This is a genomic window from Caulobacter zeae (assembly GCF_002858925.1).
In the GTDB taxonomy this organism is placed as follows: domain Bacteria; phylum Pseudomonadota; class Alphaproteobacteria; order Caulobacterales; family Caulobacteraceae; genus Caulobacter; species Caulobacter zeae.
The window spans coordinates 69,119-78,768 of record NZ_PJRS01000008.1; the positions used below are offsets into that span (position 1 = coordinate 69,119).

The window sequence follows — 9,650 nt, forward strand, 5'->3', positions numbered from 1 at the left end:
TAGGCTATACCGGGAGTAGTGCGAACGGGAGCGTCCATGGATTTCGTCGGCGATCTGACCGGACACGCAGGCCGCTTCCTGGCCGCCCAACCCAGGCCCCTGCTGGCGGGCCTGGCCGGCGTGGTGATCCTGCTGGGCGCAGCCAGCGCCATCGCCGCCGTGCTGCCGCGCCTGAAACCCGGCAAGTCGTACGAGGAACTGCGGCTGCGCATCGTCTCGTGGTGGGGGATGGTGGCGCTGCTGGCCGGGGCGCTGCTGCTGGGCTGGCAGGCGACCACCGCCGTCTTCGCCTTCATCTCGTTCCTGGCCCTGCGCGAGTTCCTGTCTCTCGCGGTCCGGCGGCGCGAGGACCGGCCGGCGATCCTGGCGGCCTATCTGTGCCTGCTGGCCGCCTACGGCTTCATCTTCGCCGACCGCTACATGTTCTACCTGGTGTTCATCCCGGTGTGGGTGTTCTTAGGTTTGCCCGCGCTGATGGCCCTGCTCGGCCAGACCAAGGGCTACCTGGCCAGCGCGGCGACCTTCCACTGGGGCCTGGTCACCTGCGTCTACAATCTCGGCTTCGTCGCCTTCCTGATGCGCGTGCCGCCGAGCGAGCACCTGCCGGCCGGGGCGGCGGGCCTCGTTTTCTTCCTGCTGCTGGCCACCGAGTTCAACGACGTGGCGCAGTATGTCTGGGGCAAGCTTTTCGGTCGCCGCAAGATCCTGCCCACCGTCAGCCCCAACAAGACCTGGGAAGGCTTCCTCGGCGGCTGGATCACCACCGCCGCGCTGATCTGGTTCGCCGGCCCGGTGTTCACGCCGCTGTCGGGCCACGGCCTGGCCATCGTCGCCTTCGTGCTGCCGGCGGCGGGCTTCGCCGGCGACGTGACCATGAGCGCCATCAAGCGGGACATCGGGGTCAAGGACACCTCGCACGCCATTCCCGGCCATGGCGGCGTGCTGGACCGCGCCGACAGCCTGACCTTCACCGCCCCGCTCTACTTCCACCTCATGGCGCTGTTCGCGCTGGACCGGTTCTGATCTAGTCGCGTCGTGCGCCTGCTCCGCTTCCTCCTGCTGGTCCTCGTCGCCCGGCCGCTGGCCCTGTTCATGACCGGGGCCGACGTGTCCGGCCGCGACCGCCTGCCGCTGAAGGGCCCGGCGATCATCGCCGCCAACCACGCCAGCCACGTCGACACCCTTTTGATGCTGTCGATCTTTCCGTCGCGGGCGGTGTCGAAGCTGCGGCCGGCGGCGGCGGCCGACTATTTCCTGCGCGACCCGGTGATCGGCTGGTTCTCGCGCCACGTGATCGGCATCGTGCCGGTGGCTCGCAGCAAGGCCGGCCGTCGCGCCGCCTCGGGCGAGAGCGAGGACGTCCTGGCCCCTGCCCGCGCCGCCCTGGCGGCGGGCGAGATCGTGCTGGTCTTCCCCGAAGGCACGCGCGGCGACGGCGCCACCGACGCCATGGGCCAGCTGAAGGGCGGGGTGGCGCGCCTGGCCGAGGCCTTTCCCGACGCCCCGGTGATCCCGGTGTGGATCCAGGGCGCGGGCCGGGTCCTGCCCAAGGGCGCCAGCGTGCCGGTGCCGCTGAACTGCGCGGTGCTGGTGGGCGAGCCGGTGGCCTGGACCGGCCGTCGGGGCCCCTTCATGGACGCCCTGCGCGAGGCGATGCTGGCCCTGAAGGAACAGGCGCCGCCGCTGAGATGGTCGGACGAACCCTAGAAGCGCAAGGTCTAGGCTGGCGCCACCCCGGCCCAGCGCGACAGGCGCGGGGTGCGGGCCACCAGTTCGGCCAGGCCGACATAGATGCCCAGCATCACCGCGCAGATCGGCAGCACCTCCCAGCGGAAGGGATGTGGCGGCTCGGGGGCCAGGCTCATGGGCTGCAGGAACAGCACGATGACGATGTTGTTGGCCGCATGGGCGCCGACCGCGAACTCGATGCCGCCCAGCCGCAGGGTGGCCCAGGCCAGGCCGATCCCCAGCACCGCCCGCACCAGGAAGGCGTCGGGGTTGGGGTCGAAATGGATGGTCGAGAAGGCCGCGCCGTTGATCAGCAGGATCAGCCACACCCGATGGGTGAAGGCCCCGGTCAGCTTGATGAGCCAGCCGCGGAACACCAGCTCCTCGGCCGCGGCGGCCAGCAGCAAGAGGCCGATGGCGCCGGCGGCGTGGACGAGCCGGCCGTCGAGGGTGGAGGTCAGGGTCAGGATCGGCATGGGCGGCGCGTGCGGATCGAGGCGCGCGCTGGCCGCCAGCAGCGGTCCGACGGTCACGGCGAACAGGAAAAGGCCCAGCAGGGTCAGGCGCCAGCGATAGGCCGGCGCGCTGGTCAGGTAGCTGCGCAGGCGGCGCTCGTGCAGCAGGGCCGCGACGCCGGCGAAGGCCACGGCCATGCCGCCGTTGGTGGCCGTCAGCAGGCACAGCACGAACAGCAGGGTGATCAGGTCGAGGGCGGCCGCGTTCGGGTTGGTCAGCGACTTGAACAGCGCCGCGGCCTGGTCGAAGCCGCCGTCCAGCAGGCCGGTGAACAGGGCCATGACAAAGACCCCGCCGATCACGGCGGCCAGGATCGCCGCCACGAAACCGACCGGCAGGCTCAGCAGGATGCGCCCGATGCGCCGGTCAGCCGGCGTCAGGTCGTCCAGAAACGCCGAACGTCTCACGTCCTCGAACACGGCCCCAATCCCACACAGCACCCGCCTCCTCGCTAATCGGCCGCGAGCCGAAGGAAAAGAGGTTTCGAGCAAAGTCCGCCCACGACTTGCCGTCTCGCGGCAATGACGGCACACATCGGCGGTTGTCGATGGGGGTTTCATGAGCAAGACCGAGCACGAGGCGCAAGATCGCCACCTGCACCGCCTGGTGCTGTTTTCCGACGCGGTCTTCGCGATCGCCATCACCCTGCTGGCCATCGAGATCCATCCGCCCGAGCACTGGCATGGCGTGGCCGACCTGTTTGGCCAGATGGGCCACAAGCTGTGGGCCTATGCCGTGAGCTTCGCCGTGATCGGCGTCTACTGGATCAGCCACCGGCGGATCTTCGCCCGCCTGCGCGCCGCCAACGGCGTGCTCGACGTGCTGAACCTGGCGGTGCTGGGGCTGATCGCCATGCTGCCCCTGGCCACCGAGCTTCTGTGGGAACACGCTTCAGGCGAGGCGACCCTCGTCTATGTCGGCCTGGTGGCGGCGATCGGCGTGGCCATGTCGATCGTCTGGGGCTATGCCGCCTTCGCCGGCGAGCTGGCCGGGCGCGTGCACCGCGGCGAAGCGTTGTTCACCCTGGCCCGAACGGCGGTCGCGCCGGGCCTGATGTGCGGCCTGATCCTATTCAGCCTGAACCACATCTGGGGCCTGATCCCGCTGGCCGCCGCCATCGCCGCCTTCGTCGCCGGGGGCCGCTTCATGCGTCGCCGCGCGGAGGCCGGCGCCATGGAGACCCCCGAGGAGGCCGCGGCCTGATGCGTATCGTCTCGGGCCAGTATCGCGGCAAGGCCATCGCCACCCCGCCGGGCGACGCCACCCGCCCCACCTCCGACCGCGCCCGCCAGGCCGTGTTCAACATACTTGAGCACGCCGCCTGGGCGCCGGAGCTGCATGGCGCCCGGGTGATCGACGTGTTCGCGGGATCCGGCGCCCTCGGCCTCGAGGCGATTTCGCGCGGGGCGGTGAACTGCCTGTTCGTCGAGACCAACGAGGCCGCGCGCGGCGCGATCCGCCAGAACATCGACGCCTTCGGCCTGTTCGGCCAGACCCGCGTGCACCGCCGCGACGCCACCGACCTGGGTCCACGTCCAGCCAGCGCGGGCGCGGCCTTCGACATCGCCTTCCTCGATCCGCCCTACGCCAAGGGCCTGGGCGAAAAGGCCCTGGCCGAACTGGTCGCCGGCGGCTGGCTGGCCCCGAACGCGATCATCGTGTTCGAGCGCGGCGTCGGCGAGCCCGACCCGGTGCTGGACGGCTTCGAGACCCTGGACGCCCGCGACTACGGCGCGGCCCGGGTGCTGTTCCTGCGGCTGCTGTAGCGCGCCCTAGGGCTGCTTGCCCGGCCAGACCAGGAAGCCGTACTCGTCGCGGCCGGCCGAGGTCCAGGTCGCATAGCCGTAACCGCCCTGGGGCGTCGACGGCGGATAGGCGCCGTACGCGCCGCTGTCGTAGCCGCTCTCGCGGCTATATTCGTAGCCCTCTTCCTGGCGTGAATAGCCCTGGACGGCGCCGCCCGCGGCATAGCCGCCCTGGGCATGACCGTCTTGGACATAACCGTTCTGGGCATAGACCGGCGGCGCGTAGCTCGGCGCATAGGCCGGGCCGTCGTCGTGGCGGCGGCTGTAGCGGTCGGGCGCATAGTCCTGCTGCGGCGGAGACGGCGGCAGATAGGCCTGCGGCGGCGCGCCCCGGTCGTCGACCCGCAATGGCGGGCGGCCATAGCTCCAACGGTCGAAGTCGCTCCAGCCGCGCTCGCCGTCGTCGCACTCCACCCGCTCCCAGCGATAGGCCCCGCCGGGACCGGTGACGCGGCGGTTGACGCATTCGCCGGGCCGGGTGTCGGGCGGCAGGATCTCGGGGTCGACCGGCAGGTTCGAGCGGTCAGGCGGGCCGCCGGCCAGGCCGTAGCGATCTCCAGCGAGAACCGGCGAGGCCAGGGCGACCCCGGCGGCGAAAGCGAGAAGGACGAGTTGGCGCATGGGGGATACTCCAGGCAGCCAGTAGACCAGAGCCCGGCGAGCTGCGCGCGCTTTTTCGCCATGAAGGCGAGCTTAACCATTGTTCGACGTGGCTTTTCCCCGCCGCCATCCTCGCCTAGTGTGATTTCAAACAATTGTTCGAGGCAAGCAAAGCCATGGCGATCGAGGCGGTGATCTGGGATTTCGGCGGGGTGTTCACCACCTCGCCCTTCGAGGCCTTCCGCCGCTACGAGGCCCGCAACGACCTGCCGACCGACTTCATCCGCGGCGTCAACGCCGTCGATCCCGACACCAACGCCTGGGCGCGGTTCGAGCGGGCGGAGATCGACGCGGCGACCTTCGACGAGCTGTTCCTAGAAGAGTCCGCGCGCCTGGGCCACGCCGTGCCGGGACGCGACGTGCTGCCGCTGCTGTCGGGCGAGATCCGCCCCCGCATGATCGCGGCGCTGAAGGCCTGCAAGGCGCGCTTCAAGGTCGGCTGCATCACCAACAACGTGCCCGGCGCCGGCCACGGCGCGGGCATGGCGTCCTCCGCCGAGAAAGCCGCCGCCGTGGCCGACATCATGGCCCAGTTCGACGCCCTGATCGAAAGCTCCAAGGCCGGGGTGCGCAAGCCCGACCCGCGCATCTACCAGATGATGTCCGGCCTGCTGGGCGTGTCGCCGGAGCGTTGCGTCTACCTCGACGACCTGGGGGTCAACTGCAAGCCGGCCGCGGCCTTGGGGATGATCGCCATCAAGGTCTCCAGCGAGGACCGGGCGTTGGCGGAGCTTGCGGCGGCGACCGGATTGTCGTTCTGAAGAGATCAGAAGCTTCAGGAGCCGCCCCCCATGACCGCCCCGACGACCGCCCCCGCCAAGATCGGCGCCGCCGCCGCCCTCGCCCAGCTCTCCGGCTGGACCGCCGCCGACGGCAAGGACGCCATCGAGAAGACCTTCCGCTTCGCCGACTTCAACGCCGCCTTCGGCTTCATGACCCGCGTGGCCATCGAGGCCGACAAGCGCGACCATCACCCCGAGTGGTTCAACGTCTACAACCGCGTCGAGGTGACCCTGACCACCCACGACTGCGACGGCGTCAGCGAGCGCGACGTGCAGCTGGCGAAATTCATGGATGGGATCGCGGGCGGATAGGCGGAGGCCGCGAACACCCCTTCCCCTCCTCCCGCATCCGGTTCAAACTATCGTTTGAATTACAGGGAGGACGCCGAATGGCGCAGACCACGGGCCGGGTCGCCGGCAAGAAGGCCTTCATCACCGGCGCGGCCCAGGGCCTGGGCGCGGCGGCGGCGCGCAAGCTGGCCTCGGAAGGCGCCAAGGTCGCCCTGGCGGACATCAATGTCGACGGGGCCAAGGCCGTGGCCGCCGAGATCAACGCCGCCCATGGCGCCGGCACGGCCTTCGCCTACGCCCTCGACGTCACCCAGGAAGACCAGTGGGTCGCGGCCCTCGAAGCGGCGGCGGCCGACATGGGCGGGCTCTCGGTGCTGGTCAACAACGCAGGCGTCGCCGGCGACAAGCCGCTGGAGCAGATGGAGTTCGACCTCTGGAAGAAGATCATGTCGATCAATGTCGACAGCGTCTTCCTGGGGGCCAAGCACGCCCTGGCCCACATGCGCGCCCACCAGCCGGGCTCGATCGTCAACATCAGCTCGATCGCCGGCCTGATCGCCAACCACAATTCGCCGGCCTACAACGCCTCCAAGGCCGGGGTCTGGCTGCTGTCCAAGAACATCGCGCTCTACTGCGCCAAGCTGGGGCTCGACATCCGCTCGAACTCGATCCACCCAACCTTCATCGACACCCCGATCCTCGACCCGCTGAGCCAGCGCCTGGGCAAGGAAGAGGCTCACGCCAAGCTGGGCCGGCAGATCCCGCTGGGCCACATCGGCGAGCCCGACGACATCGCCAACGCCGTGCTCTACCTGGCCAGCGACGAGAGCAAGTTCATGACCGGCGCCGAGCTGAAGCTAGACGGCGGGATCTCGGCGATGTGAGTGAAGGCCCCTCTCCCTCTGGGAGAGGTGTCGCCGAAGGCGACGGAGAGGGGAGTGGCTGCGTCATCGGCCAAGACCGGCGGAAGCTGAAACCGTCCCCCTCCGGCCCTCCGGGCCACCTCCCCCAGAGGGGGAGGATCTTTGATCGCGGAAGACGCCCCCCTCTGGGGGAGCTGTCGCGGAGCGACTGAGGGGGCCCTACCGCGGCGCCCGTTTCGCCAGGATCCGCTGGAGGGTCCGGCGGTGCATGTTGAGGCGGCGGGCCGTCTCCGACACGTTGTGGCCGCACATCTCGTAGACGCGCTGGATGTGCTCCCAGCGCACGCGGTCGGCGCTCATAGGATTTTCCGGCGGGGCCGGGGCGGCGTCCTTGGCGGCCAGCAAGGCGCGGGCCACGTCGTCGGCGTCGGCCGGCTTGGACAGGTAGTCGACCACCCCGGCCTTCACCGCCGCCACCGCCGTGGCGATGTTGCCGTAACCGGTCAGCATGATGATCTTGGCGTCGGCGCGGGCGTCGCGCACGGCCTCCACCACCTTGAGGCCCGAGCCGTCCTCGAGCCGCATGTCGAGCACCGCATGGGCCGGCGCCTGGGACTTCAGCGAGCCGATCGCCTCGGCCACAGAGGCGCACAGGGTCACCTCGAAGCCGCGCTGTTCCAAAGCTCGACCAAGACGGGTGCGCAGGGGCGCATCGTCGTCGAGCAGAAGCAAGGACTTGTCCGGCAGGGCCGCGACCAGTTCTCCGATATCCGCCATCAACTCAGCGCCTCCCCGCGCCATTACTCAACCGGGTGTCGTATCGCCATCATGTCTAGAACTTGCAAAACTTCGCAAGTCTTTCGTACTCAAACCCCGATGAAGCCGGGAGCTTCCATTGCCGGGCGTGGCCAACGCGCCGCGACCACCGCGCCGCCACGACGGCCGTTCCTGAAATCCACGGCCGCGCCAGTCCGTTCCAGGAGAGTCTTGGCGATGAAGAAGCCAAGGCCCATGCCGATGTGGCCGGTGCGCGAGCCTTCGGCCCCCGGACGCGAGGTCACATAGGGCTCGCCCAGCTTGGCCAGCACCTCGGGCGAGAAGCCGGGACCGTCGTCGCGCACCTCGATCAGGATCGAGCGCGGATCGAAGCGGGCCACGACGATCACCTCGGAACGGGCGAAGTCCACGGCGTTCTCGACGATCGAGGTCAGGGCGTGGATCACCTCGGCCCGGCGCCAGACGTCGGGGGCCGACTCGCCGGACGGCCCGTTGACCACCGCCTCGACCCGCACGCCGTGGATCATGTGCGGCTCGATGATCTCGTGCACCAGCTGGATCAGGCTCATGCGCTCGTGGACGGCGTCCTGGGCCTCGGGCATTTCGGTCAGGCGCTGCAGGATCTCGCGGCAGCGGGCGGCTTGGCCGATCAGGAGTTCGGCGTCCTCGCGGGTCTGCTCGTCTGGGGCGCCGCGCGCCATCTCGCGGGCGACGACCGAGATTGTGGCCAGGGGCGTGCCCAGCTCGTGCGCGGCGGCCGCCGCCAGGGCGCCCAGGGCCGACAGGCGCTGCTCGCGGGCCAGCACGGTCTCGGTGACGTTGAGGGCCAGCTCCATGCGGGCCGATTCCGTCGCCGCCTGCCAGGCATAAAGGCCGGTGACGACGATCCCGAGGATCCTCGCCGCGACGATGCCGGTCAGCAGCGAGGCCTCAGGCCTGGGCGGCGGCACGCCGATCGGCGTCGGCAAGGGCATGTAGAGGAAGGCCAGCACGATGGTGGCGATCACCGCCAGCACCCCCAGGCCCAGGGCGTAGCGCGCCGGCAGGGTGGCCGCCGCCAGGGTCACCGGCGCGATCAGCAGCAGCGAGAACGGGTTATAGACCCCGCCCGTCAGGTACAGCATCCCCGACAGCTGCAGGATGTCGAAGGCGATCTGGGCGGTGGCCTCGACGTCGCGCGCCAGGCGCTGGCCGGTCGAGGCCAGGCCGATCAGCACGTTCAGCCAGGCCGACAAGGCGATCAGCGAGAAGCACAGGGCGTAGGGAATCTGCCGCTCGAGCACCAGGCCGCAGAGCAACACCGTCACCGACTGGCCGGCCACTGTCAGCCAGCGTTGGGCGATCAATGTTCGGACACGAAGGCGTCCCTGGCGGAGCCCGGGGCCGGCCCAGGACCAGTCGTCGCTGTCTTGCGCACCTGCGCCGTCGGGCCTATCGAGCCCGTCGGGTGATGGTTTCTTCGGCGCGTCCTTGAACGAAGCGTCGGCCATGACGCCACATTAAGGCCAGAAATTTCGATCTGGCGAGCCCCAAAGGATGCAGACCCCATGAACCGCAACCGCCTGATGGTCCTGGCCGTGTGCGTCGTGGGCGTCCTGCTGGCCGGCGCGCTGATCGTCCAGAGCGGCGTTTTCCACCCCGCGCCCAAGCCGGCGGCGGTGGGCGGGCCGTTCCAGCTGGTCGACTATGACGGCAAACCGACGGACGAGAGCGTGCTGAAGGGCAAGTGGAGCGCGATGTTCTTCGGCTTCACCTACTGCCCCGACGTCTGCCCCGGCACGCTGCAGGCCCTGGCGACCGCCAGCGACCAGCTGGGCCCCAAGGCCAAGGACCTGCAGATCGTGATGATCTCGGTCGACCCGGCCCGCGACACCCCGGCCCAGATGAAGGCCTACCTGACCGCCGGCCACCTGCCCAGGAACATCGTCGGCCTGACCGGAACCCAGGCCCAGGTGGACGCCACGGTGAAGACCTATCGCGCCTACGCCGGCAAGGTCGGCGACGGCCCTGACTACAGCGTCGATCACTCCACGGCGATCTATGTCATCGACCCGAAGGGCCGCTTCGACCGCGTCATCGCCTACAGCAGCCCGCCCGAGGAGATCGCCCGCCAGCTGAAGGCGGCGATGGAAGGCAGGTAAGGCCCCCTCTGGGGGAGGTTCGCCCATTTTTTGCGTCGCGGCGCCGTTAGGTCACCTCAGGGCTGTACCTTCTTAACGGCCGGCGTG

Annotated in this window: 12 protein-coding genes; 8 read left to right on the forward strand and 4 right to left on the reverse strand. The window is 69.6% G+C overall.

Translation table 11 applies throughout. The features are described from left to right. Positions 1-36 precede the first annotated feature (36 nt). Entirely contained in the window at positions 37-1,023 is a 987-nt protein-coding gene (locus SGCZBJ_RS02360) for a phosphatidate cytidylyltransferase (protein WP_101716432.1), read from the forward strand. Positions 1,024-1,035: 12 nt separating this feature from the next. Then, positions 1,036-1,707 carry a lysophospholipid acyltransferase family protein gene (locus SGCZBJ_RS02365; protein ID WP_101716433.1) on the forward strand — a complete coding sequence of 224 codons (672 nt, stop codon included), beginning with the start codon at positions 1,036-1,038 and terminating at the stop codon, positions 1,705-1,707. A gap of 11 nt (positions 1,708-1,718) precedes the next feature. Here the strand turns inward: SGCZBJ_RS02365 and SGCZBJ_RS02370 are convergent, their stop codons facing one another. Continuing rightward, on the reverse strand, positions 1,719-2,663 hold the full coding sequence (locus SGCZBJ_RS02370; protein ID WP_101716434.1) for a CPBP family intramembrane glutamic endopeptidase: 945 nt from the start codon (positions 2,661-2,663) through the stop codon (positions 1,719-1,721). Positions 2,664-2,802: 139 nt separating this feature from the next. On the opposite strand from SGCZBJ_RS02370, the gene SGCZBJ_RS02375 reads away from it, so the two are divergent. Together SGCZBJ_RS02375 and rsmD are read left to right on the forward strand one after the other, a co-directional pair. Then, on the forward strand, positions 2,803-3,447 hold the full coding sequence (locus SGCZBJ_RS02375) for a TMEM175 family protein (RefSeq protein ID WP_101716435.1): 645 nt from the start codon (positions 2,803-2,805) through the stop codon (positions 3,445-3,447). Beyond that, positions 3,447-4,010, forward strand: a complete 564-nt coding sequence (gene rsmD / locus SGCZBJ_RS02380; RefSeq protein ID WP_101716436.1) for a 16S rRNA (guanine(966)-N(2))-methyltransferase RsmD — start codon at positions 3,447-3,449, stop codon at positions 4,008-4,010. Before SGCZBJ_RS02375 ends, rsmD begins: the two co-directional genes overlap by 1 nt. Before the next feature lie 6 nt (positions 4,011-4,016). On the opposite strand, the gene SGCZBJ_RS25960 is transcribed toward rsmD, so the two are convergent. Beyond that, positions 4,017-4,670 carry a hypothetical protein gene (locus tag SGCZBJ_RS25960; RefSeq protein WP_240621392.1) on the reverse strand — a complete coding sequence of 218 codons (654 nt, stop codon included), beginning with the start codon at positions 4,668-4,670 and terminating at the stop codon, positions 4,017-4,019. 155 nt (positions 4,671-4,825) lie between these two features. On the opposite strand from SGCZBJ_RS25960, the gene SGCZBJ_RS02390 reads away from it, so the two are divergent. The 3 genes from SGCZBJ_RS02390 to SGCZBJ_RS02400 all read left to right on the forward strand — a co-directional run bounded on the left by SGCZBJ_RS02390 (position 4,826) and on the right by SGCZBJ_RS02400 (position 6,666). Continuing rightward, positions 4,826-5,470: an HAD-IA family hydrolase gene (locus SGCZBJ_RS02390; RefSeq protein ID WP_101716437.1), complete on the forward strand. Its 645-nt coding sequence runs from the start codon at positions 4,826-4,828 to the stop codon at positions 5,468-5,470. Between the two features lie 30 nt (positions 5,471-5,500). Next, positions 5,501-5,803, forward strand: coding sequence for a 4a-hydroxytetrahydrobiopterin dehydratase (locus SGCZBJ_RS02395; RefSeq protein WP_101716438.1), 303 nt, complete (start codon positions 5,501-5,503; stop codon positions 5,801-5,803). A gap of 77 nt (positions 5,804-5,880) precedes the next feature. Then, positions 5,881-6,666 carry an SDR family oxidoreductase gene (locus SGCZBJ_RS02400; RefSeq protein WP_101716439.1) on the forward strand — a complete coding sequence of 262 codons (786 nt, stop codon included), beginning with the start codon at positions 5,881-5,883 and terminating at the stop codon, positions 6,664-6,666. A gap of 198 nt (positions 6,667-6,864) precedes the next feature. On the opposite strand, the gene spdR is transcribed toward SGCZBJ_RS02400, so the two are convergent. Next, positions 6,865-7,422 (reverse strand): stationary phase response regulator transcription factor SpdR, encoded by a 558-nt coding sequence (spdR, locus tag SGCZBJ_RS02410; RefSeq protein ID WP_058348705.1) that lies wholly within the window; start codon positions 7,420-7,422, stop codon positions 6,865-6,867. 89 nt (positions 7,423-7,511) lie between these two features. Further along, the gene (locus tag SGCZBJ_RS02415; RefSeq protein WP_101716441.1) at positions 7,512-8,912 is read right to left on the reverse strand and encodes an ActS/PrrB/RegB family redox-sensitive histidine kinase; all 1,401 of its coding nucleotides are present in this window, start codon (positions 8,910-8,912) and stop codon (positions 7,512-7,514) included. Positions 8,913-8,969: 57 nt separating this feature from the next. Here SGCZBJ_RS02415 and SGCZBJ_RS02420 point away from each other — a divergent pair, with 57 nt between their 5' ends. After that, positions 8,970-9,563 (forward strand): SCO family protein, encoded by a 594-nt coding sequence (locus SGCZBJ_RS02420; RefSeq protein WP_101716442.1) that lies wholly within the window; start codon positions 8,970-8,972, stop codon positions 9,561-9,563. Positions 9,564-9,650 lie beyond the last annotated feature (87 nt).

Excerpts from the sequence above, each read along its gene's own strand:
- SGCZBJ_RS02360 (WP_101716432.1), top strand. The coding sequence starts at position 37 with ATGGATTTCGTCGGCGATCTGACCGGACACGCAGGCCGCTTCCTGGCC.
- SGCZBJ_RS02375 (WP_101716435.1), top strand. The coding sequence starts at position 2,803 with ATGAGCAAGACCGAGCACGAGGCGCAAGATCGCCACCTGCACCGCCTG.
- rsmD (WP_101716436.1), top strand. The coding sequence starts at position 3,447 with ATGCGTATCGTCTCGGGCCAGTATCGCGGCAAGGCCATCGCCACCCCG.
- SGCZBJ_RS25960 (WP_240621392.1), bottom strand. The coding sequence starts at position 4,670 with ATGCGCCAACTCGTCCTTCTCGCTTTCGCCGCCGGGGTCGCCCTGGCC.
- SGCZBJ_RS02390 (WP_101716437.1), top strand. The coding sequence starts at position 4,826 with ATGGCGATCGAGGCGGTGATCTGGGATTTCGGCGGGGTGTTCACCACC.
- SGCZBJ_RS02395 (WP_101716438.1), top strand. The coding sequence starts at position 5,501 with ATGACCGCCCCGACGACCGCCCCCGCCAAGATCGGCGCCGCCGCCGCC.
- SGCZBJ_RS02400 (WP_101716439.1), top strand. The coding sequence starts at position 5,881 with ATGGCGCAGACCACGGGCCGGGTCGCCGGCAAGAAGGCCTTCATCACC.
- spdR (WP_058348705.1), bottom strand. The coding sequence starts at position 7,422 with ATGGCGGATATCGGAGAACTGGTCGCGGCCCTGCCGGACAAGTCCTTG.
- SGCZBJ_RS02415 (WP_101716441.1), bottom strand. The coding sequence starts at position 8,912 with ATGGCCGACGCTTCGTTCAAGGACGCGCCGAAGAAACCATCACCCGAC.
- SGCZBJ_RS02420 (WP_101716442.1), top strand. The coding sequence starts at position 8,970 with ATGAACCGCAACCGCCTGATGGTCCTGGCCGTGTGCGTCGTGGGCGTC.